Below are 23,015 nucleotides of genomic sequence, written 5' to 3'. Positions count from 1 at the left end.
TTTCAGTAGATTACTTGCCTTCTTTTTCCCTTCTGCGTTTGTCCAAGGCACTATTAATCTTCTTGGTCTTAAGATTTGTATCCAAGTAAAGAAAGAGCCATACAAAGAGATAAATCAGAATAAAATCTAGCCAGAAATGCCAGTTGGCAATTAAAAATCCCCAGTTATTGTAGACCATGAAACAGCATGCTAAGACTGCGACAGCGACAAAATGCAGTAAAATCGAGACTAAAAAAGAGAATCGGTCTTCAAGAGTTTTTAAAATTGAACTGACAATCCCAATCAAACCGCTCATCACCATGACACTGATGATATTACTAGTTGTGGGCGGATGTTTTTGAATAGAGAAAGCAAGGACAATCAGATAGACTGCACTCCCTGTCTGGATGCCCATTAATATAGCATGTAGACATTTTTTTATACTCATCACTTACCTCCTAGATTCCCAGATATTCCATCAAGAGCTTGACATACCGACGGCTGACTTCGGTCTTGATTTGATTGGTCAGCTTGGCCGTCATATTGCCAGAAAAGCTGTCAGACAAAGACTCCAAATGGTCAATATTGATGACAGCATGCCGGGAAACCTGGATAAAGTTCGAGCTGCTAATCCGCTGCTGAAAGCGAGTCAATGTCTCTGTCGTCTGATAAATGCCTTCTCTGCTGTAAATCATCAAAGTTGTCTGGTTGATGTCTGCTAGGATAATATCTTCAGTCTTCAGCATGATAAGCTTATCGTCCGACTTGATAGGCAGGACACCACTTGGCCCAGCCTTGTACTGCTCTAAATAATCTAAGATGGCCTTGGCTTCTGCCGCTAGCTGGTCTGCCTTGACCACAACCAGCGGATCCTTGGATGAAATGGTTGGATCTGTTTCAAATTTTGCTTGCAAGAGGAAGCTCCCTATTCACATTCTATTGTAGTTTCAGCCGGCGGATGACAATCATATTTTGCACTATCCAAATAAGCGCTATTGCAACTAAAACTATTCCAACTATATAGAAAGTTTCTGTCCTTGTCAAGAGCTCCTGCCATTCAATGCGAATTCCCATTGTTTTTTCAAAAGCTACTCGTGACTGGCTGTTATTGGCAAAAGTGTCTGCTAGACTTTCCTTCATGAGAAGCTGTCTGAAAAGAGATGCCATGTAGTTAGAAGGCGTAAGCTTCATCAGGTTTTGTGCCATGTTCGGCAAGTTTCCAATAGGGATATAGGTTCCCACTAGAAAACCAGAGGTCGCTCCGACTACTGTCGCTAATTTACCTAGACTATCCACTGATTTGAAGCGTTGAACAATCAGAGCGTTTATCAGTGTGGCCAAGAGGCTGTTCAAGATCATCAGAAGCACCAGGTAAGAAAGATTTCCCCATTCAAAGGAAATTTTATCCGCCTGCATAAAATAGCTGAGCATAAAGGTAAACATAATGACCTGCATCAAAAAGCCGATTATAATAGAGCTGATAAGATAACTAAGCTGCAAGCCCCACGGTCCTAAGTCCGTGATAAAAAGATCGTCTGTTACCATCCGCTCCCGGTCTTCGACCTGCCGTGAGAAAGCTGCCAATGTGGTTGTTAATGCTGTAACTGCCAACACACCACCAATCAGCCACAAGTCCATCAGTTGGCTGGAATAGCCTCCAGAATTACTTTTCAAAAAAACGATATAAAGCACAAAGGGAATAATGGCTCCGAAGAGGGACAAAATTACCCCACTGCGGTTGCGAAAATAAAGTAAAAAATTGCGTTTAATCAAAGCGAGCATATTAGCGTACCTCTCTTCCTGTCAGTGCCATAAAAGCATCGTCCATGGTTCCGGGTTGGAATTCAAATTGTTCAATATAGGGACCTGCCTGAGCCAATAAGGCCAGTGCTTCTTGAGTCGTTTTAGGATGAAGGATAAATTCCCCTTCCTTGACTTGCTCCCAAGCACAGTCTTTTGGCAAACTTTTCTCTAAACCTGTTGCATCTTGACTCAAAATCCGTAAGATATTGCGGGCGTAGTTTCCCTTAATCTGGTCTGCAGAGCCTTGAGCAATAACCTGACCATGATCTACGATATAAATCTTATCCGCATCGTCTGCTTCATTGAGATAGTGGGTTGTCAGAACAATGGTCATCTGCTCTTCTTTCTGAATTTGCTTGAGTAGGCTCCAAATACTCTCCCGAGTCTGAATATCCAGCCCCGTTGTAGGCTCATCTAGGAAAAGCAGGTCTGGACTATTGAGCAAGGCTCGCGCAATGTCCACACGACGCTTTTGACCACCAGACAGCGTCCCATACGGTTGCTTGACAAAGGCTGATAAGCCAAGCTGAGAGACCAAGCGTTCGATTCTACCTGCCGGCATCTCCTTGTACTGCTGGGCTCTGATGGTCAGATTTTCCAAAACTGTCAGCCGAGCGTCCAACACACTGTTTTGGAAAACCACACCCAGTCTAAGCTTTTCAGCATAGCAAATCTGCCCGGACGTTGGCTTCAAGAGACCTATCAGCATCTGGATAGTCGTAGACTTGCCTGCTCCATTAGGTCCTAGAATAGCTGTAAAACTGCCTCTCTCAATCTGAATATCAAGGCCATTGACTGCCACCTTATCGCCATAAAGCTTGCTAAGATTTTTTGTTTCTACTAACATGATATTTTCTCCTGTCCTTAACTTCTGAGACTATAATAGCAAGTCTTTTTTGAAAAATCTCAGCTTTTTGGACAAGCGGTAAAATGAGGGAGACAAGAGGTAAAAATCCAGACATTAAAAAGCCCCGACCAAAGGTCAGGGATAATAGACTAGCGTGTAACAATCTTTCGATAGCTACGTGAAGTTAATAAGAACACTAAAATATAGGCTAGTAAAAAGACGCTACAGGTTATGATCGTTGTCTGAATTAATAAGGGCGTATTGGTCACACCTAAAAGCGCCACAATCAAACTAAGCATATGAAAAGCAGCTGCAACATGGCAGAAAGCAAAAATAAGTGGCAAGAAGAACACAGTTACGATTTGCTTACGTATAGTGCGCTTGGTTTGCTTCTCATCAAGACCAACTTTTTGCAAGATGACAAATCCATCACGATCTTCATAGCCTTCAGAAATCTGCTTGTAGTAAATTACCAGAACAGCCCCCAATAAGAAAATGACTGAGAGAAACAGACCTATAAAGAGTAAGGTACCTGTCACCTGTTTTTGGTTTTGCTTAGCTTCTTCTTTATTAGTAGTTACAGTATAACCACCAACTTGCAGACGGTCCATTTCTTCTGTTACTGCTTTTTGTACTTTATCAGAAAACTCCCGGTTGCTCTTCGTGTTACTGGAGATACCAATATAATATTCATGCAAAGCGTCCAAACCGACTTCTTTTATATCATTGACAACCATGTTTAGCATAGCACCCCCAACCATGATATGCCCATTGGGCAAGTGTCCATGAGTAAAATCTTGTGAGGAAATTTGCTTGATTTTCCAATCCTTGCCATTGATACGTAAGGGTTGATTTTTATCTAAAGATAAGTTTCTACCATAGATAAGTGTTTCACCATCAGCTAAGTCTAATGTTTCTCCTGTCATCTTCTCATAATCCTGACGGCTTACAAGCATAAAGCTACCTACTGCCTTGCTGAAAGATTGAGGTGCTTGCATAAAGTTACGGTCGCCAACAGTTACTTCATTTCCTGATATCTTAGAAAGCATAGACGTTTGATAGAGATAGTCTGAGTAAATCGGATTTTTCAGTCCAGTCTCTTGAGCGATTTGTTTCACTTTTTCTAGTAGAGGTTCATTTCTATCTACTGTATCTGGCAAGGATACTGTGACATTATAGTCTTTTGGATAGAGAGTATCAATATAGTCTTTGCCGCCTACATAGATATTAATTGTTCCTACCATGGTCACCAGAAGCATGGTTGAAAGGATGGAAATCGTAGCCAGGCCTGCAGCATTTTTACGCATCCGAGAAATCAAGTTAGATACTGAAATAAAGTTCTGAGGCTTGTAATAGTAACTTTTACGTTTTCTTAGAAAATTTAAAAGTGTAATTGATCCAGCATTAAAGAGCAAATAGGTCGCTACAACAACCATGAGGACCGCAAGAAAGAAATTGGCAATAGCCGCAACAGGCTTTGTAACTGTCAAGGCTATATAATAAGCAACTCCCATGAGAATGACGCCCAAAAGAGTCTGCAAACCTAAGAATTTTCCTTTCTTTTCTCCTGCTTTCTTTTCTCGCATCAGGTGGAGCGAGCTATAGCGCAAAAGCCTCATAGAATTAAGAAAAAGAATGATAACAAAAGCTAGTCCCAGACTGACTAAAGTCAACCAAATGTTAGACCATTGGAAGGTTGAGGTCAACACAACAGGCATCCCCATAAACTTTAAGAGCAGGGCATAAAGGAGCTTATCTAGTAGCATCCCACAGATAATCCCCAGTCCGACAACCCCAGTATATAAAAGACACAGCTCTATGAACGTCATAGTGAGTAGGTGCCTTTTTTCCATACCAAGTATACTATAAATTCCCAGCTCTTTGGAACGATTTTTCATGACAAAGCTATTAGCATAAGTCACAAGAATCAATACCGCAATTTGAATAACCCAAATCCCAAATTGCAGGGTCATACGAGCTGCTGTTCCACCATAAGTTGTCTCCATATTACCACTATAAGTCAAGGAAATAAAACTATAGAGAATAGCGGTTGCCACAAATGTAGATAGGATAAATGGATAATAAAGACTGCGATTCTTAATAAGATTTGAAAGAGCTAGTTTACTGGTTAGTTTGAACATAATCACCCACCTCACTTGCCATGACAGTCAAAGTATCAGAAATCTCCTGGAACATCTGACGTTCGGTCTTGTCACCACGGAAAATTTGATTATAAAGAATGCCATCCTTGATAAAGAGTACCCGCTTGGCACGGCTGGCTGCTGATGTCGAGTGGGTCACCATGAGAATGGTCTGACCCCGATCATTAATATCGTCAAAAACATCTAAAAGCGCAGCCGATGACTTGGAATCCAGTGCCCCTGTTGGCTCATCCGCTAATAAAATCTCTGGCTCAGTGATGATGGCACGCGCCACCGCAACCCGCTGCTTCTGACCACCGGAAATCTCATAAGGAAACTTCTCTTGCAGCTTGTTAATACCTAATTCAGTACAAGTGGTGACTAGCTTTTGCATCATCTCGGTGACGGGGCGTCGAGAAAGCACTAAAGGCAAGAGGATATTGTCCTTTACTGACAAGGTATCCAGCAGGTTAAAGTCCTGAAAGACAAAGCCTAGCTTTTCTCTTCGGAAGCTGGATGCTTGGCTATTTTTGATGGTCGCTGTATCTGTTCCATTCAGAAAGACTTGGCCTTCTGTTGGCTTATCTAGCATGGCCAAGATATTGAGGAGTGTTGACTTACCTGAGCCAGACTCTCCCATGATGGCCACATAGTCGCCCTCATCCACTGTGAAGTGGATATCCTTGAGCGCTTCTACTTGATTGCCCTGAAAACGGGTCTTGTAAATCTTTTTTACATGTTGTACATCTAATAAACTCATAACTTCTCCTTTAAAATCCTAAGTACATTTCTTGAGCTGCCTGATTGGCTTGGCATCCGAATTTCGTCCATTCAATTTCTTTTTGACTTGGACGAATGGAAGATCTGTCTTTCTTTTGGCTGATTTTAAATACTTTCATTCTAAACACTTCTTTCTTTTTATAATCTTATTCTACCGAATTTGCACTCGGCTTTCCATAACCTAACCTTACAATCCAGAAAGGAATCTTACACTTTTGTAAGATAGAATGAGCCCTATTTTACCCAAAAGGCTATCAAAGCAATCAGCCACAGATGGGCTGGATAGAAAATGTAGAAGAAATATTTGCTCCACTTACTGGTATAACCGCGCTCGCCATTGTAGAGATAAAGAAAAGGTAAGACAGTGATAAAGAGCCAGTCCGAATTATAGAGCATCATCGAAAGGGTTTCTGACAAGCTTGGATAAACTTCGATACTCATGACAAACAGCAGAAAAGCTAGAGCAAGGTAAAGTAGATTACGTAAAACTTTGTTCTTTCTGCACCCATAGGTGATAAGCATAAAGGGGATCATGACCATACCACCTTCTGTCAAGAAAGCAGCTACTAGAAAGACTACTGCGCCTAAGCCATAACGGATCCATTTATCACACCCATTAAGTTCAAGTTTCTCTTTAGAAAATCCAAAGAAAATCCCCAAACTCAAAACACCACAAGCTAGTGTTAAAAATATATTATTGGAGTTGTGTATTTCTTTTGACTGTAAAAGAAAATTTAAAATTACATTTCCAAAGAACATGAGCCCCGCCCAGAAAAAGAGACGAAGATTATATGTAATGCGGTTGCGCGTGTGAATAAAACCCTCTACTGCCGCAAAGGCAAACCAAACTCCTACACAGCGGGTCACTGCATGAAAAATACCATCCCATCCAGCTGGTAGCAAGCCAGGAATCTTATCAACGTGATCCAAAACCATTAAAAGTGCCATGATTAGTTTTATTTGAAAGCCATTGAGGCCATTCCCTTTTTTCATTTTCCTTCTCCTTTTTCTTTTATAGTCTTATCTTATAAAAATTAAAGAACACCTGCCATAACATAACCTTTCAATTCAAAAGAAAAACCTTACAAATTTGTAAGGTTAGGAGAAAGTTATGATGTGGAGGAAAATTTCTGCTTTCTCGAAAGAATGTGTGCCTTGGACTTGACAGACCGTATTCCTCGCTCTCTTTTTTACTCCGGCAATTCTACCTTCAAGCTCATATCTGTAGGTTGTAACACTTTCTGAACTGCCGCTAGAAAGGCTAGACCATTATCAGATGGGGAATACTGGAATGTGATATGGATGACTTTTTTATCAAACTTATCACCGTATCGTTCCACATACTGTTTGCTTTCGAGGAAGTAGATATAATTATTGAGTTTTTCTTGCAGAATTTCCAGATGGACTGCCTCTATTTCTTCCTGCCAGCCAACTGGATCCACTAGGAGAAGCTCCAAATGATTATCAACTCTACCAATAGCATCAAGTTCAGTTGAATTTAATTCTGAAAAGATGGCTTTGTTTAACAATTCTCCAAATTCTTGATTAGAAAACAACCGTTTCACTGACGACGGATTTACTAAAATACGAGTAGGGGTTGATCTAAAATAATTTTGTCTAGCGATTTCCGTACTTTCCTTAGTCACCCATTCTCCAGTTTCTAAGAATAGTTCCACCTCATAAGCATCTTGTTCGGATCTCAAAGCCTTGCCTACTAATTCTTTACTAACTGGATAAGTAACTTCTCTTTCTTGAAGTCCCCCTGTCATCCAGGACATTGTATAACAACCATTTTCTTCAGTTATGATAAGTCCATTTGCTTTTATTTGATTCATACTACCACTCCCCCAGTTCTTTCTCTTATGAAACGTTTCTCTCACTAGCCTTCTTTTCTTCCACAAGTAACTGCATAATCTCTGACCATTTTCTAAATTGATAGTCAAATCTGAACATGAAGATTACTAACAGACAGAGGAAGCAAAAAATCACTGCCTTGACTTCTTTCTCTATAATAAATAAAGCTACGGAAAATGGAGTTGCGATGATGAAAAAAGATAGTATAAGTTGCAAAAAAACTTTTCGTCTTTTTAATCCCTTAATAAATGCTTCTTTTTGAGCACCTTCTAACTCTGATCTTTTTAATTTTAGACTAGAATGATAATAGCGGATTATTAACTTTGCTGAAAAATAAGCTGGTAGACTCAGGAAAATGACCAAAAATACTCTGGTCCACATATTTTCCAATAAACCAATTTGAGTGATCAGAGCAGAAATTTTATCTATAAGGAATAAAGTGATGGGGACCCAGATGTAATACCAGTTACTTGGAGTAGAAGTCTCCTCCATTAGGATCTTATTTTCCCAATCAAAATGGTATTTTTTATTATTCCAGATTCCTAAATTAATGATTGACTTCACATTTTCACTTACCTTTCAGTTAGAACTTTCTACTAGGGATTATACTCAATCAATCGCCAAGCGTTTTTCTGCTAGTCCGATTTTTACTGTAGTGCCTTGACCGACTTGGGAATCTAAGGACAAGGAATTACCCAGTTGATCGGATATTTTTTTTGATAAATAGAGGCCTAAACCAGATGATTGATGAGTCAGGCGACCATTATAGCCTGAAAAACCTCTTTCAAAGACCCGCAAAATATCACTGTCCTTAATCCCCAAACCAGTATCTTTCAAATAGAGGACATCATCTTGGCAGAAGATTTCAATTCCACCTTCTTTGGTATACTTGAGACTATTAGACAGGACCTGCTCCAAGATAATCATAAACCATTTTTTGTCTGTCACAATGGTTCGATCCAAATCGTGCAGGTTCAGTGTCAAACCTTTCTGGATAAAGAAAATAGCATATTTTTTGACCACTTCCTTGACCAAATCTTCCAGATTTTCCTTCTTCAAGACGAGGTCGTCATGGAAACTTTCCAAGCGTAGATATTGAAGGACTAGGTTGACATAAGATTCGATTTTGAAAAACTCTTGCCCCAGTTGCTTCTTGGCATCTGGATCTGTCAAGTCCTGCACCAGCAAAGATCCAGCAGCGATTGGTGTCTTAATCTGGTGGGCCCAGAGGGTATAGTAGTCCATCAAGTCGTTGTAACGCTCTCGTTCTAGGACTGATTGACTCTTTTTTTCAGCTTCCATTTTTTGGATCTTATCAAATAGCAGAGCTTCTACAGCTGTTTGAGCCTGTTCTTGTCCATAAAGTAGCTGATTGTGATAGTTCTTATAGGCTATCAAGCTATCTATAGAAAGAGACAGAATCCCCAAAACCAGTAAAAGAGTAAAAATATACTGAAGAACTACCCGACTATCTTCAAATATAAAACTGAAAAATAGTAGCAAGCAAAAAAACAATAAGAACTGCAATAAAAAATAGCGTCTTGAGTAAATGTAATATTTGATAAAGAAAAACTTATTCCGTGTGTCCATTTGTCAGACCGTATCCAATCCCTTTTTTCGTCTCAATAAAGTTCTTGAGACCCGTTTCTTCCAGTTTTTTCCGGAGCCTAGCGACATTGACAGATAGGGTATTATCATCAATAAAGAAATCGCTGTTCCATAGCTCTTTCATCAAATCTTCCCGCTCAACTATACTTCCTGCTCGCTCAAATAAAACACGTAAAATCTGGAATTCATTCTTAGTCAGCGTAATGACCTGACCATTATACATCAAGTCCATAGACTTGAGATTTAAAATCACGCCTCTGTGTTCTAGGAGATTTTGATCTGTACCAAACTCATAAGAGCGGCGCAACAGTCCTTGAACCTTAGCCAGAAAGACATTATTGTCAAAAGGCTTGGTCACATAGTCATCACCACCCATATTGATAGCCATGACGATATCCATAGCCTGATCTCGTGAAGATAAAAACATGATTGGAACCGTTGAAATCTTGCGAATCTCCTGGCACCAATGATAGCCATTAAAGAGGGGCAGACCAATATCCATCAAGACCAGCTGAGGTTCCTCCTTAACAAAAAGAGATAAAACCTCCATAAAATCTTCAACCGCAAAAACTTGATAGCCCCATTGTTCCAACATCTTTTTAATCATTTGACGGATGACTGGATCATCCTCTACTAACATAATCTTATGCATTTTCGCCTCGCTCAAAATTATTTATAGCTATTATACCAAATTCTTTAGCAATTCACAGAAGTTCTCTTGATGAGACAAAAATCAGACGTTTTCATGAAATTTCAAGCATTTTCCGAAAATTTGTTGACATTTTCTTTATAAATTGATAGAATAACAGAACATTCGGAATTATCTGAAAATTCATTCTTTGTAAGAAAAGGAGATTATTATGATTGAACAAACTCAAACATCTACCTGGCAGTCAAAAATAAAAGCCTTAGGGCCAGGGATCCTTATGGCTTCTGCTGCTGTTGGTGGCTCTCATATCGTTTCATCTGCTCAAGCAGGCGCTATGTATGGCTGGTCCCTTCTCTTGCTCGTCATTCTTGCCAACCTTTTTAAGTATCCATTTTTCCGGTTTGGTGCTGAGTATACGCTAGAAACAGGAAAAAACTTGGTAGAAGGCTACGCTGAAAAAGGAAAGGTCTACTTGGGTATTTTCTTTATCCTCAATGTTTTCTCTGCCTTAGTCAACACTGCTGCCGTTGGGATTTTGTGTGCTGCTATCGTAGCAAGTGCCTTTCCTAATGCTCTAGGCCTCAGCATCACCCAATGGTCCCTAATTTTGATCGTTATCATTTGGGCTATGCTTCTCTTTGGAGGCTACAAATTCCTCGACGGGCTGGCCAAATGGATTATGTCTGCTTTGACTCTCGCTACTGTCCTAGCTGTCATTGTTGCAATCATTGAGCATCCAGAATATGGGGCAGATTTTGTTGAAAAAACTCCTTGGCAAATGACTGCTTTACCATTTATCGTATCTCTTATGGGTTGGATGCCAGCTCCAATTGAAATCTCTGCCATCAATTCTCTCTGGACTGCCGAAAAAGGAAAAACAGTTGACATCTCTATCAAGGATGGTCTCTTTGACTTCAACGTTGGTTTCATCGGGACTGCTATTTTAGCCGTTTTCTTCGTCGCCATGGGCGCTTTAATCCAATACCCAACTGGGCAGGAAGTCCAAGCAGCTGGAGCAGCCTACATCCAACAATTCGTGGGAATGTACGCTTCTGTTCTTGGGGATTGGTCACGCTTCTTGATTACCTTTATCGCTTTTCTGTGTATATTTGGAACTGTAATCACAGTCATTGACGGCTACTCTCGCGTCAATGCTGAGTCTCTTCGCCTTCTTTTCAAGAAAAAAGAAATCTCACAAAAAGAGCTGAATATTTGGATGACTGCTACTTCTATCATTGGTGGTATCATCATATATTTCTTCCAAGGAAGCGTTGCACCTATGCTAAGATTTGCTATGATTGCATCCTTCTTAACTACTCCATTTTTTGCCCTATTGAACTACCTTCTAGTTACTGGTGAAAATAAAAACCTAGCAAAATGGTTGAAAGCACTCTCTATCCTCGGTCTTATTTTCCTCTTTGGTTTTGCTTTCTTCTTCATCTACGCATTAGTGATTGGTAAAGCCTACTAATAAAATAAAGAGCAGATGGCTCAAAAGTTAAGCTTTTGTCCTCTGTTCTTTTTTGTCTTCTTCCAGCAAACCGTACTAGCTTATGATATACTATCTATATATCGATTCCTAGGAGATAGACAAATGGAAAATATTTTTAAGTACCTAGATGATACGCAGTATGATAATATCTATGACCGTCCCTTTAATGAACTTGACCTGCTCATCCTAACAGAATTAGCCTACCTTTCTTTTGACGGACTTGTCGCTAGCGACCTGGATCTAGATAAAAGCAAGCGGCTACAAGACATTGCTGAAAATTACCCTCAAGAACAATCTATGATGCATACCCGCAATCGTCTTAAACTACTTGAAAAAGCCTCCCAAACTAAACGTTTTAAGAATATTAAACTGATGGGCTTTATAAACGACATTGACTTGGAGATTGAAAAACAATTTGCTGCCCTAGTATACTGTATTCAGTCTAAACCTGCTACCTATGTCCTAGCCTACAGAGGAACCGATGACTCTATCATTGGCTGGAAAGAAGACTTTCATATGACCTATATGGATCGGGTTCCAGCCCAAAAAAATGCCAAGAAATACTTAAAGGAAGTTCTCAGCGAACTCGATGGAGACTTTATTTTGACTGGGCACTCCAAGGGAGGGAACTTGGCTGCTTATGCTGCTAGTCAAGTTAATCCTCTCTTGCAGGAGCGTATTAAAAAAATCTATAGTTATGATGCCCCTGGACTAAACAAAGCAATCATTGAAAGCGATGGTTATAAAGCGATTGCTAATAAAATCCAGCATTACATTCCTCAAGGTTCTATTGTGGGCATGATGTTAGAAATTCCTAAACAGATGGCAATTGTCAAAAGTACTGCCCTAGGAGGTCTAGCTCAACACGATACTTTTTCATGGCAGATTGAGGGAGACAGTTTTGTCCTCCTAGACAGCTTAAATCCAGATAGTCTTCAGACGGATAAAACATTGAAGAATTGGGTAAGAAGTACATCTGATGAAGAATTAAAAGATTTCTTTGATTTGTTCTTCGGACTTGTACTAGATGCCGGTATCACTTCTATTGATGATTTCTCTAAGATTTCAAACGTTAGAAAAGTTTTAGAGATTTTTAAAAACGCCAACGCATTATCGGATGAGGAAAGAGAAATGCTGACACGACTCACTAGTCTTTTAGTAGATATGCGAGTCCAAAGCTGGAAGGACGATATTAGCCTACCTAACCTTTCTGAAATTGGCAAAGATATCCGAGAAAATCTATCACGCTGGAGTAAGCAGCTTCCTTTCGGCCAGTCTGATACTGACAAAACGGAAGACACCACCTCAGATGTTCAAGAGTAACATCGCAAAAGTGCTCTCTATCTTATCTAACAATAGACTTGACCTATCCATCCTAAAAACGAAACAAGCTTGTCCTTGACAGCTTGTTTTTTCTTTGTTAAAATGTAACAAAATACATTACAACTAATTAGTGATATTTTTAGAAAGGACACAAACTATGAAATCTATCAAAGGACTTGCCCTTATTACTGTCAGCATACTCTTGACTATCTATGCTTGGGCTTCAGCTGGGATGACCAACTTTATCGTACCCGGTCTGGCCTTAACAACCCTTTCCTTGACCTTTTTACTTGCGACTCGGAACGCCCTATTGGAAAAATGGTTCCATGGCATCGAAAAGATGTACGCTTATCATAAGTTTACAGCTATCTTTTCCGTCGTTCTGCTCGCTCTCCACAATGTTGCCATGGGTGGCAGTCTCTGGGGCTCTCATCTGGCAGCCCAGCTTGGTAATGTCGGCATCTATCTCTTTGTCAGCATTGTTCTGGTGGCCTATCTTGGCAAGCACATCAAGTATGAGGCTTGGCGCTGGATTCACCGTTTTGTGTATCTGGCTTATATCTTTGGTCTCTTCCACGCCTATATGCTGATGGGCGGTCGACTCCTGACACCGACCTTGCTGGGCTTCGTAGTCGGATTCTACGCTATCACCGGTTTGGCTTCTGGCTTTTACATCATCTTCCTCTATCAAAGTTTGGCCTTTCGCCATCTGGGGAAAATCTTGCAAGTCAAACGCCTAAACCACGATACCGTGGAGCTGAAGATCCAACTCAGTCAAAAGCTAGACTACCAGTATGGGCAGTTTGCCTTTGTCAAGATTTTCCAAGAAGGATTTGAAAAAGCGCCACATCCTTTCTCTATCTCTGGTGGACATGACAACATTGTCTACTTTACTATCAAAAACTCTGGCGATCACACTAAGAAACTGTATAACAAAATCCAAGAGGGAACCAAAATCACCATTGACCGAGCTTATGGCCACATGATTCTTGACCAAGGGCAGGAAAAACAAATCTGGATTGCTGGTGGGATTGGCATTACACCCTTCATTTCCTATATCCGTGAAAATCCTAATCTGGATCGTCCAGTCAGCTTCTACTATGCTTATACCGGAGCAGAAAATGCTGTTTACCTAGATCTACTCAAGGATTACGCAACTAAGAATCCGCAATTTGACCTTCATTTGGTCGATAGCAAGGTTTCTGGCTATTTGGACTTCAAGAATTATCCTCTGGACGACAAAACTACGGTCTTCATGTGCGGACCTGTCAAGATGATGGATAAACTAGCCAACGAATTTAAAAAGACCAATCCTAAAGCAGATCTGGTCTATGAAGGCTTTAAATTTAAATAAAGAATATAAAACATCAGGAGCAACAACAAGGTTGCTCCTGATGTTTTATTGTCTAGTAATGGATGGAGCTGAATCAAGATACAGATTGGGAGGTCTACGCCATATTTAGAATATCCAGCAATCTCTAAATAACCTATTACAAGTAAATCCGAAACAATGAAATCCTCATCTTTTATTACTTATAGGTATGCTTTTAATAGTAAAATCATCCGACCTAATATATTTTGGTTTTTGAATCAAATACGTGGATACGTCCAATGATTCTCTACATTCATAAATATACGAGCTTATCTTGGCAAATAATGCATTATAAATAGTATCTTGGAGTAACTTTTGAAACGACATAATAATCCCCCTCCCAACGATACCTTTACAGATTTTTACCTACTAATCTAATAAAGCAACTACTTTTTATCAATTATTCATTTAAATTCCTGTTATCTCAATGGAATAAGTTTTATAATCAGACATTTCAGGCTCGATAAAAGTTACATTTTCCTTGTAATTAAAAAATCCAGATTCTTCTTTTGATGTAGATAAGCCGCCCCATGGTTCAATTGCAATAAACGGCCCCTTATTCGCAGTAGACCACAAAATTAAATATGGAAAATCTTGGAAATCAATTTTTACTGCTTTATTATGATTTTTAGACTTTAATGTTACCGAACGAGAAACCAGCTTATCCAAAGTAATTGCATCCTTTGAAAATAGATCATAATCTAAAGCTAATACTTTTTCTTTATTTAAAAAAGGTGAACGGCTTTTTATATCAAGCAATCCCGTCTCGGGATATGATGCTGGAATACTACAATTTTCTTCTTTTTCAAATTCGAGATAATAATCTTCATACCGTTCATTTTCAAACAAGGGACAATTAAAACCCGGATGTGCGCCTATGAAATAAGGCATATCTTGATTTAATCCTAAGTTCTCAACTATGTATTCTACTTCAATCTTAGATTTATCTAAAGTATAAAATATACTTAAACGAAAAGGATAAGGATATTGTTTTAACATTTCCGAATTACTCTCAATTGAAAACATAATTTGATGGTCATTTATTATCTTATGCTCAAAATCTTTCTTTCTAACTAAACCATGACGAGGAAGATGGCCTTCTATAACTCCTTCATCTCCCATAATAAAGAGAGGAGCATCATCACGGACACTACCACAGTTAGGAAACAAGACAGGAGCCTGTCCTCCCCAATATTCAGGATTTCCCTGCCATAAATATTCCACGCCATCCTTATCTTTTATAGAAGATAATTCTCCACCCTTTTCCTTAAATTGAACTATTAGAAAATCATTAGATAACTCTAGTACCATATTTTTACCTCTCTTTTTACTATTTATCCTTTTCATAAGGTATTATATCTACATCAAAACTACCCAAACTTCTATCAGATTCCTCAACCAAACTTAGAAACATGTACTCAAAACTATCAATAGTCAACTTAGAATGGCAAATCCCTTCTAAACCTTCTGATACGAACCAATCTCCAATAAGAATAAGCTCCGTTTTTTTAATCCGAGGTGCTTGAGAACATCGTTCAAAATTAATAATTTAAACTTGTTTATATAGAGAACCCGATACTGCTTTTAGCAAACTCTTTGTTTTTTTCAAGCATGGCTTCCCTCTTTTCGAAAAGCCGAAAGAGTTCAACTCTAACGGCTTTACTTTTTATTCAATCATTTGTGTTTCAGCTAGTTTCTTATACCAGTGAGCGGATTTCTTCGGATAGCGTTCCTGCGTTTCGAAGTCTACGTAGAATAAGCCGTAGCGTTTTTCATAACCGTTAGACCAAGAAAAGACATCCATCAGAGACCAGATAAAGTAACCCTTGACATTAGCCCCGTCCGCAATCGCATCGGATAAAACTTCCAGATGCTGCTTGACATAGTCAATCCGAGCATCGTCGTAAACAGTATTGTCCACAAATTCATCTTTATAACCCAGACCATTTTCTGTGATATAAATCTTCTTGTAGTTTGGATAATCTTTCTTAATCCGCATGATCTGGTCATAGAGACCTTGCGGATAGATAATCCAATCCCAATCAGTTTTTGGTATATGGGTTGGAGATTCTCTGCGCCCTACACCCTTAATCTGGTACTTGGAGCTTCCCTTTTCGCCTTTTCCGTTATGGATAATTTCTGTTTCACCATCAAAGTCGCGCATCCAATCACTCATATAGTAGTTGATGCCAAGGAAATCATTGAGGTCTTTAGCTGCTTCTAGAGCCGCAAAGTCTTCATCTCGCAGATCCAGCTGGCCACCATTAACCTTAAGGATGTGATTTACACCTGCCAGAGTTACATCAGAATAGTGCCCCAGATAAGTCGCATCTAAGATAAACTTGTTATGAATAATATCTTCCAACTCTGCCGCTCTGACATCTGCTGGATTTTCTGGATCGTAAGGATATTTTGTCGGAAGTGCATGAACGACACCAATTTCACCCTTGTAACCCTTGTCCTTATAGAGCTTAACGGCACGGGCATGGGAGACCATCATGTTGTGATGGGATTGGAAAACCTTGGCCAAGTCATACTGGATACCTGGAGGGAATTTTCCGACTAAGTACTGACCATCACCAATAGGACCAATTTCATTGAAAGTCGTCCAATAGCGAACTTCTGGAAATTCTTCAAAACAGAAAGCTGCATAGTCCACAAAGTGCTCAATATTATCCCGATTGAGGAAATCTCCATTTGAATGAAGTGCCTCTGGTGTATCAAAGTGGTGAAGGGTCACAAAAGGTTCTACATGACGTTTGTGGCATTCTGCGAAAAGATTATGGTAAAATTCCACACCTTTTGGATTGACCTCTCCATAGCCTGTCGGGAAAATCCGTGACCAAGCAATGGAGATTCGAATACCATTGACACCATATTCTTCAGCCAATTTCAAATCCACAGGGTATTTGTGGTAAAAGTCGCTGGCAGGTTCTGCCGTGTACCAGTAGTTATCCTCTAGGTACTTATCCCAGGCAACTGGTCCTTTTCCATCTGTGTGGGTTGCTCCCTCAGCTTGATAGGCCGCTGTTGCACCACCGAAAATAAAATCTTTAGGTAAGCTTTTTGTCATCTTATTTTCCTTTCAATAGCCTTTGAGGTGAAACAAGTAAGTAGGTTAGTAACAGGGGAATTGAACTTTGCTTCACCTCAAATGAACTAACAAATTAGTTGTGAAATTGCTCCTGCACGAAGGCCAGTGCTCCTTTGCCATCACGGGTTAATTTGATGTATTGGGCACCTTCAGTCTTAGCTAGCTTGATACCCAATTTATCAGTTTCTGCCTTCATGTCTTCAAAGTTTGAAGCAACTTGAGGAGCCAGGATAACCAGGTCAAACTCAGGCAGCATTTCACGGTGAGCACCATAGCCACCCGCTGCTGCTTTGACAGGAACATTGTATTCAGCTGCTGCTTTATTCAAAGCGTTGGCCAGCAATCCGCTAGTACCACCGCCTGCACAAAGCACCAGAACATTGGTTTCTTCGCTAATATTGTTTTGCGCTGGAGCTTCTTCATCCACTCCTGCTTTTTCAAGGATAGCATCTGCTTTAGCAGTGTTAAAGTTAGCTGCTACTTTTTCTTTGAGAGCATCGTTGGCTTTACCAGAACGTTCTTCTTCTAGGATTTGTTCGTCATAAACCTTGACAAATGGATAGTAAATAATCACATCTACTACGACAAGAAGGACTGCAAGAACAAAGGACAGAAGCTGGAAGTTGGTGCCCAGCACGATTCCCAGAGGTCCAGGTGTCACCCAAGGAAGGTTTGCTGAGAAGGAGTTCATGTTTAACGCATCAACAAAGAATTTGAAAATCCATACGTTTGCGATAGGAGCAAAGATAAATGGAATAAAGAAAATCGGATTCAGTACAATTGGAGCACCAAAGAGAATGGGCTCATTGACACCAAAGAAGGTTGGGACAACAGATGCCCGCCCAATTGCACGGTTACGCTCTGACTTACAGATCCACATAAAGAGGAATGGAACAATCAAGGTCGCACCAGTACCACCCATGGTAACGATGAACATTTGAGTACCAGAAGTAATGACCTTATCCGCATGTTGACCAGCTTGTGCCAAAGCCAAGTTGGCATCGATATTAGCATAAGTAATGGCAGCAATGGCAGGCTCAACGATAGACGGACCGTGAATTCCCACGAACCAGAAGAAAGCATAAGCACCAAAGATAAGAGTAATTCCCAGATAGCCATCTGCCGCTGAGAAGAGCGGAGCAAGAAGCGTTCCGATGGATTCCGCAACGGTTACTCCCAGACTTGCTTTAACAAGCAGTTCCAAACCATAGAGCAAAACGACTGAGACAGTAAATGGAATCAAGTCTTTAAATACTTGCGAGATATTTGGTGGAACTTCTTCTGGCATGCGAATAGTGACATTATTTTTCACACAAACCTTGTAGACATTAACCGTAACAAAGGCTGCGATGAAAGCTGTCAAAAGACCTTTGGTTCCCATGAAGGCAGTCAGGAAGCCACCTTCCTTGGCAGGCTCAGCTGCCATGAGGAGGAAGCCGACCATAGATGCCAGCATAGTAGACAAGAAGTTAATCTGGTTTGTCGCAGGCAGGCCGCGGTTGACAGAGTCTGTCAAAGCCTTTGCAGTGGTCCCACCCACAAAGAAAGCCAGAATCCCCATCGAATAGCTATAGGGGGTCATTAGGAAAGTTTCAATGTCCTTAGACCAATGGAAGCCCCATGCATTTGGCACATAGGCAATCAAGATAAAGATAGATGAGAAGAGGATGACTGGCATACCAGCGATAAAGCCATCCCGAATAGCTCGGAGATAGATATTCCGAGAAATCTTCTCAAAGAAAGGCTTCCCTTTCTCAATAAGTCCGATGAGTTTGTTCATTATTTTACTCCTCTTTTGTATAGTTCAATCAAATGGTGCATCATGTCTTTTAGCAAGATGGTAGTCATTAAGTGATCTTGGCCGTGCATCATGGTTACACTGTAAGCCAAGTCCTCACCAGCAGCTTCTTTTGTCAAGAGACTGGTCTGAGCGTGGTGAGCTTCAGCGATGCAGCCATTGGCTTCTTCTACTAAGGCATCTGCCTTAGCAAAATCCCCAGCCTCTGCAGCTTTCAATGCTTCCAGGAGCTTGGAGCGAGCGTCACCAGCGTAGGCCACAATTTCAAAACCGAGCAATGTTACTTCTTCTCTATTCATGAGAGATCCTCCTTGTATTCTTATGTAAAATGTTATTATTGTTTTCTATTTATAAAAGACGTTGAATATGCAACACCAGGTAGACCCGTTCGCTGCGGTAGAGATCAATTCCCGTCTTCTGGGCAATGATTTGGTAAATATCACTTCCGACCTGATAGGCTTGAGGGTATGTCATTTGAATCTGACTTTCCATTTCCAGCAGGGAAACATTGTCATCACGGCTTCTGTCCAGATAGTCCAAAAAGTAGTTCAGGTGAATCATAAAACGGTCATAAAAGTTGCTGTTTTCTGCACTTCTTTTAATACCATTTTTCTTCAGCTCTGCCTCAACAGCAGCCAGAATATCTTTTCGTCTGCCTAAGTGGCTTTGCCCCTCTAGATTGGTCTCCCCTTCAGCATTGATAAAGTGATAAGCAATGCGATTGACCTCGTCGCTAGGTAAATTATCCAACAACCTCTCGCGGTATATCGCTAAGGCTTCCTGAGCAATCTGATAAGGAACAGGGTATTTATCCGAAGCATCCGGCAGGTCACTCTCCTTGTATCTGCCCTGCTGCACAGCCTGATAAGAACAGTAGATGTGATCCGTCAGCGTGACATAGATATACTCCTGTACAGGATAATCATACTTCTTAGAAAGGGTATCAATCACATCATAAGTCACTGTGATAAAGTCCAGCGGAACATCTTTGAGCAAGGCCACAAAGTTTTCTTTAGACTCTTCCGTTCTTAGGCGAAAGATTTTCTCAATCTTACTTTCAAGAACGATATCACCCTTCTTTTTATTAAAAGCTATGCCACTGCCAATCAGAACAACCTCTTCACCATTTTCATGTTTGGCTAGAGCAACATTGTTGTTCATAGGATGTATGATTCGATACATATCTCCTCCTCTTCATTTTCTAGGGTTCTGGCAAAACAAAAAGACCACAAACAAACTAAGGCTATATCTTCCCTCAATTTATTTGCGGTCACGCCTAATCTAGCTTAGTAACGCTCACCCTATTCAATTTCTGACTTCATTATAGCATATCAGTCTCAGAATGTAAACCCTTACTTTATTTATTTTTTAACAAATTTTAGGCTCTTTCTTTCCAAGAGGTAGCTGTTTTTTGAAGAACTTTGTTGAGTTCGTCAATATTTTCGAATCCTGTTGTACGAAGCCACTTGCGAGCTGCTTCTTCACCTTGCTCAATGTAGTCTTTGACACTGCCAGCCCAAGTCGCACGTCCGCAAAGAACTCCGTTGAAGTTTGCACCTGACTCATGAGCGAACACAAGTGTTTCTTGGAAAAGTTTCGCAGATACACCTGCGCTCAAGTAAATGTATGGAAGGTTGGTTGCCTCATCTTGTTCCTTGAAGAAGGCAGCTGCTTGTTCTTTAGAATACACCACTTCACCATCGCCAAAGCCTTCAACATATTTAACATTGACTGGAACTTCCACTTTCAAGACATCAATATTGAAACGTGGGTCTGAGAAGACCTTCATAGCTCCGATAACCTTATGAGGCTTGACTTTAGCATACTCAGCGCTGGAAGCATCCGCAATCTTTTCATCGTAAGCCAAGATTTCAAGGAAGAATGGAATATCTTCTGCCACACACTCAGAACCCACACGCTCGATATAAGCCTGCTTTTGTTGGTTAAGTTCTTCGGAGCTGTCTACGTCATAGTAAAGAAGGAATTTCACTGCATCCGCACCTTGTTCTTTGATGCGTTTTGCAGACCAAACATCCAGACAGTCTGGCAGGCGCTTGGTGCTTGAAGTATCATAGCCTGTCTTTTCATAGGCCAATAGCAAGCCAGCATTCTTGTCCAAAGCCTTAGTAGCAGGCAGTCCATACTCAGGATCCAGCAACATAGATGAGGCATAAGGAGTTAGCTCTTCTGCGACCAAAACTTTCAGTTCTTCCATTTGAGCTACTGTTGGTTCTGCTTCCTGGTGTTGAGCCATAAGGCGTTTCAAAGCACCGCGTTGGTCAAATGCCAAAGCAGAAATGATGCCATTCTCATCAGAAAGTTTTTCCATGTACTTGCGTTTTTGTTCTGTTAATACCATTCTTTATACCTCTTTTACTGTGATTTGATTGTATAGGCCATCGTAGTTTTCAACGTTGACATGACCAGTCATTTTTTCTTGGGCATTGAGCATGCCCAGAACATTTGCTTTTTTGAGCAGAGAGACATCATCTTCTTGATGACTCAAGGCTGAAGAGATCCCTGCAACAGTTGAGTCTCCAGAGCCAACTGGATTGACTACTTGGATTTTAGGAATATCTACTTTATAGAAAGTATCCCAGTGCTTAGCAAAAGCTCCATCTGCACCGAGTGATACGATGATCCACTCGATTCCTTCAAATAGCGGTTCTGAAAGGACAGCTTTTAACTCATCCAAATCTTTTGAAACCTCGCGACCCAACAACTGAGAAAGTTCTTCGTTATTAGGTTTGATGGCAGTTGGTTTCACATCTGATTTGAGTACAGCTTCCAGAGCTGCTCCGGAGCAATCCAGCACCACCTTATTGCCAGCTTGATTAGCCATTTCAACCAATTGAATATAATATTCAACTGGTAAACCGGCTGGTAGACTTCCCGAGATACTAACTACCTCAGCTGATTCCATTAATGATTTAAAATGATGTAAAAAACCATTTGCCTCATCCGCTGTAATAGTCGGACCGGCTTCCAGGATTTCTGTTTGCTTACCTTCGTGTAAGATAGCAATACAGTTTCTCGTATCTCCCGAAATGTTATAAAAGCATTGTCTAACATTAGGATGAAGGTTTTGTAATAAGAACTCTCCATTAGTCCCACCAATCAGGCCCGTCGCAGCAACATTGTCTCCAATTTCTCCCAAGACCCTGGTTACGTTGAGACCCTTTCCGCCTGCTGTTTTACTGACTTCTGCAACACGATTAACAGTATCTATTTTCAATTCTTCTAAGGGATAGGAAATATCGATAGAAGGATTCATGGTCACTGTAAGAATCATCTGGCTACCTCACTAGTCGTGGTATTCACCGCGATCCCATTTTTCAAGGAATTCTGTAAAGAAGTTTGCATCTGCTTGATGAGCATTGTGAGTTTCAACGTGCTCAATTTTCGCAATCAATTTTTTGTTTTCTTCTGATGGTTTGTATTCAGCATTGATGAAAGCTTCAATTATATCGCACATGAGCAATTCACCGGTGATTTTACCACCAAAACCAATAACATTGGCATTAAGTTCTTCTTTAGCGTAAAGAGCTGTTGTCATATCACGAACTAAGGCAGAACGGACACCAGGAACTTTATTGACAGCATTGTTGATACCAACACCAGTACCACAGATACATACCCCAAGATCAGCTTGACCGCTAGTTACTGCTTCCCCTACTTTTTTACCAAAGATTGGGTAGTGAGTCCGTGTATGGTCATAAGTACCAAAGTCAAGGACTTCATAGCCTTTTGATTTCAAAAAATCTGAAACCGCCATTTTTTCATTGGTAACGATATGGTCACATCCGATTGCAATTTTCATTTGACTTCTCCTTTTCTTAGCACATTTTGTTGAGCATGTCGACCCGGATTTGGTGACGTCCGCCGTCGTATTTACCATTGACAAAACCTTTGGCAATATTCTTAGCCAGGCCTTCTCCAACAATTTCAGCTCCCATTGTGATCATACGAGAGTTGTTGTGACCACGAGTCATGTAAGCAGAGCGTTCGTCTGAGACTTCTGCCGCAACCATACCTTTGATTTTGGTCGCTACCATGAATGGACCAGCCCCATAAGCATCAATCACGATACCAAGATTTTGTTCTTCTTTGTTCACCTCAGCCGCAACCGCCAATGTCACATCAACAAAATCCTTGCCCTCTTCTGTCACATCGACTACTTCAAAGTTTTCTCCAATGAGAAAGTCCTTAACTACATCTTTTAGCTTATTTCCAGCAGCGTCTGCACCAATAATAATTGCCATGAGCATTCTCCTT

24 protein-coding genes and 2 pseudogenes are annotated in these 23,015 nt (G+C 40.5%); 3 read left to right on the top strand and 23 right to left on the bottom strand.

Annotated features, from left to right (window positions below):
- Window positions 1-10 precede the first annotated feature (10 nt).
- The 13 genes and pseudogenes from HMPREF0847_RS01000 to HMPREF0847_RS00950 all read right to left on the bottom strand — a co-directional run bounded on the left by HMPREF0847_RS01000 (window position 11) and on the right by HMPREF0847_RS00950 (window position 9,664).
- Window positions 11-427, bottom strand: a complete 417-nt coding sequence (locus tag HMPREF0847_RS01000) for a DUF3021 domain-containing protein (RefSeq protein ID WP_008809431.1) — start codon at window positions 425-427, stop codon at window positions 11-13.
- A gap of 10 nt (window positions 428-437) precedes the next feature.
- Entirely contained in the window at window positions 438-893 is a 456-nt protein-coding gene (locus tag HMPREF0847_RS00995; RefSeq protein ID WP_002899836.1) for a LytTR family DNA-binding domain-containing protein, read from the bottom strand.
- A 22-nt stretch (window positions 894-915) separates the two neighbouring features.
- A complete protein-coding gene (locus HMPREF0847_RS00990) occupies window positions 916-1,761 on the bottom strand; it encodes an ABC transporter permease (RefSeq protein WP_008809432.1) in 846 nt (281 codons plus the stop codon).
- A 1-nt stretch (window position 1,762) separates the two neighbouring features.
- Window positions 1,763-2,629: an ABC transporter ATP-binding protein gene (locus tag HMPREF0847_RS00985; protein WP_008809433.1), complete on the bottom strand. Its 867-nt coding sequence runs from the start codon at window positions 2,627-2,629 to the stop codon at window positions 1,763-1,765.
- Window positions 2,630-2,778: 149 nt separating this feature from the next.
- Window positions 2,779-3,168 (bottom strand): annotated as a pseudogene (locus tag HMPREF0847_RS11555) (FtsX-like permease family protein); the annotation flags it as partial.
- 1,122 nt (window positions 3,169-4,290) lie between these two features.
- Window positions 4,291-4,527, bottom strand: a pseudogene (locus HMPREF0847_RS11550) (FtsX-like permease family protein); the annotation flags it as partial.
- Window positions 4,528-4,750: 223 nt separating this feature from the next.
- Complete coding sequence (locus HMPREF0847_RS00975) at window positions 4,751-5,530, bottom strand: ABC transporter ATP-binding protein (RefSeq protein WP_020992587.1); 780 nt, start codon at window positions 5,528-5,530, stop codon at window positions 4,751-4,753.
- 10 nt (window positions 5,531-5,540) lie between these two features.
- On the bottom strand, window positions 5,541-5,669 hold the full coding sequence (locus HMPREF0847_RS11500) for a hypothetical protein (RefSeq protein WP_260470082.1): 129 nt from the start codon (window positions 5,667-5,669) through the stop codon (window positions 5,541-5,543).
- Window positions 5,670-5,784: 115 nt separating this feature from the next.
- A complete protein-coding gene (locus tag HMPREF0847_RS00970) occupies window positions 5,785-6,543 on the bottom strand; it encodes a TraX family protein (protein WP_008809436.1) in 759 nt (252 codons plus the stop codon).
- 197 nt (window positions 6,544-6,740) lie between these two features.
- Window positions 6,741-7,385, bottom strand: a complete 645-nt coding sequence (locus HMPREF0847_RS00965; RefSeq protein WP_008809437.1) for a DUF6572 domain-containing protein — start codon at window positions 7,383-7,385, stop codon at window positions 6,741-6,743.
- Between the two features lie 25 nt (window positions 7,386-7,410).
- Entirely contained in the window at window positions 7,411-7,968 is a 558-nt protein-coding gene (locus HMPREF0847_RS00960; protein WP_008809438.1) for a hypothetical protein, read from the bottom strand.
- A gap of 45 nt (window positions 7,969-8,013) precedes the next feature.
- Window positions 8,014-8,994, bottom strand: a complete 981-nt coding sequence (locus tag HMPREF0847_RS00955) for a sensor histidine kinase (protein WP_008809439.1) — start codon at window positions 8,992-8,994, stop codon at window positions 8,014-8,016.
- Window positions 8,978-9,664 (bottom strand): response regulator transcription factor, encoded by a 687-nt coding sequence (locus HMPREF0847_RS00950; protein WP_008809440.1) that lies wholly within the window; start codon window positions 9,662-9,664, stop codon window positions 8,978-8,980. Before HMPREF0847_RS00950 ends, HMPREF0847_RS00955 begins: the two co-directional genes overlap by 17 nt.
- 208 nt (window positions 9,665-9,872) lie before the next feature.
- Here HMPREF0847_RS00950 and HMPREF0847_RS00945 point away from each other — a divergent pair, with 208 nt between their 5' ends.
- The 3 genes from HMPREF0847_RS00945 to HMPREF0847_RS00935 all read left to right on the top strand — a co-directional run bounded on the left by HMPREF0847_RS00945 (window position 9,873) and on the right by HMPREF0847_RS00935 (window position 13,830).
- Complete coding sequence (locus HMPREF0847_RS00945; RefSeq protein WP_008809441.1) at window positions 9,873-11,132, top strand: NRAMP family divalent metal transporter; 1,260 nt, start codon at window positions 9,873-9,875, stop codon at window positions 11,130-11,132.
- A gap of 123 nt (window positions 11,133-11,255) precedes the next feature.
- Window positions 11,256-12,476, top strand: a complete 1,221-nt coding sequence (locus tag HMPREF0847_RS00940) for a DUF2974 domain-containing protein (RefSeq protein WP_008809442.1) — start codon at window positions 11,256-11,258, stop codon at window positions 12,474-12,476.
- A 157-nt stretch (window positions 12,477-12,633) separates the two neighbouring features.
- On the top strand, window positions 12,634-13,830 hold the full coding sequence (locus HMPREF0847_RS00935; protein ID WP_008809443.1) for a ferredoxin reductase family protein: 1,197 nt from the start codon (window positions 12,634-12,636) through the stop codon (window positions 13,828-13,830).
- A gap of 426 nt (window positions 13,831-14,256) precedes the next feature.
- Here HMPREF0847_RS00935 and HMPREF0847_RS00930 read toward each other — a convergent pair whose 3' ends face one another.
- From HMPREF0847_RS00930 to lacA, 10 genes are all read right to left on the bottom strand, one after another.
- Entirely contained in the window at window positions 14,257-15,159 is a 903-nt protein-coding gene (locus tag HMPREF0847_RS00930; protein WP_008809444.1) for an aldose 1-epimerase family protein, read from the bottom strand.
- A gap of 19 nt (window positions 15,160-15,178) precedes the next feature.
- On the bottom strand, window positions 15,179-15,394 hold the full coding sequence (locus HMPREF0847_RS11545; RefSeq protein WP_225791212.1) for a DUF3884 family protein: 216 nt from the start codon (window positions 15,392-15,394) through the stop codon (window positions 15,179-15,181).
- Between the two features lie 120 nt (window positions 15,395-15,514).
- On the bottom strand, window positions 15,515-16,921 hold the full coding sequence (lacG, locus tag HMPREF0847_RS00925) for a 6-phospho-beta-galactosidase (protein WP_008809446.1): 1,407 nt from the start codon (window positions 16,919-16,921) through the stop codon (window positions 15,515-15,517).
- Between the two features lie 94 nt (window positions 16,922-17,015).
- On the bottom strand, window positions 17,016-18,722 hold the full coding sequence (locus HMPREF0847_RS00920) for a lactose-specific PTS transporter subunit EIIC (RefSeq protein ID WP_008809447.1): 1,707 nt from the start codon (window positions 18,720-18,722) through the stop codon (window positions 17,016-17,018).
- A complete protein-coding gene (locus tag HMPREF0847_RS00915) occupies window positions 18,722-19,039 on the bottom strand; it encodes a PTS lactose/cellobiose transporter subunit IIA (protein WP_002894735.1) in 318 nt (105 codons plus the stop codon). The genes HMPREF0847_RS00920 and HMPREF0847_RS00915 overlap by 1 nt, the downstream gene beginning before the upstream one ends.
- Before the next feature lie 49 nt (window positions 19,040-19,088).
- The gene (locus HMPREF0847_RS00910; protein ID WP_008809448.1) at window positions 19,089-19,922 is read right to left on the bottom strand and encodes a PRD domain-containing protein; all 834 of its coding nucleotides are present in this window, start codon (window positions 19,920-19,922) and stop codon (window positions 19,089-19,091) included.
- A 196-nt stretch (window positions 19,923-20,118) separates the two neighbouring features.
- On the bottom strand, window positions 20,119-21,099 hold the full coding sequence (gene lacD, locus HMPREF0847_RS00905; protein ID WP_008809449.1) for a tagatose-bisphosphate aldolase: 981 nt from the start codon (window positions 21,097-21,099) through the stop codon (window positions 20,119-20,121).
- A gap of 3 nt (window positions 21,100-21,102) precedes the next feature.
- Entirely contained in the window at window positions 21,103-22,032 is a 930-nt protein-coding gene (locus tag HMPREF0847_RS00900) for a tagatose-6-phosphate kinase (RefSeq protein ID WP_008809450.1), read from the bottom strand.
- A gap of 12 nt (window positions 22,033-22,044) precedes the next feature.
- Window positions 22,045-22,560 (bottom strand): galactose-6-phosphate isomerase subunit LacB, encoded by a 516-nt coding sequence (gene lacB, locus HMPREF0847_RS00895; protein WP_008809451.1) that lies wholly within the window; start codon window positions 22,558-22,560, stop codon window positions 22,045-22,047.
- A 16-nt stretch (window positions 22,561-22,576) separates the two neighbouring features.
- A complete protein-coding gene (gene lacA, locus HMPREF0847_RS00890) occupies window positions 22,577-23,002 on the bottom strand; it encodes a galactose-6-phosphate isomerase subunit LacA (RefSeq protein WP_008809452.1) in 426 nt (141 codons plus the stop codon).
- Window positions 23,003-23,015 lie beyond the last annotated feature (13 nt).

It is taken from the genome of Streptococcus sp. 2_1_36FAA, assembly GCF_000161955.2.
GTDB classification, from domain to species: Bacteria; Bacillota; Bacilli; order Lactobacillales; family Streptococcaceae; genus Streptococcus; species Streptococcus gordonii.
The sequence above is the reverse complement of the archived record's forward strand: the minus strand, read 5'-3'. Positions and strand labels throughout refer to the sequence as shown.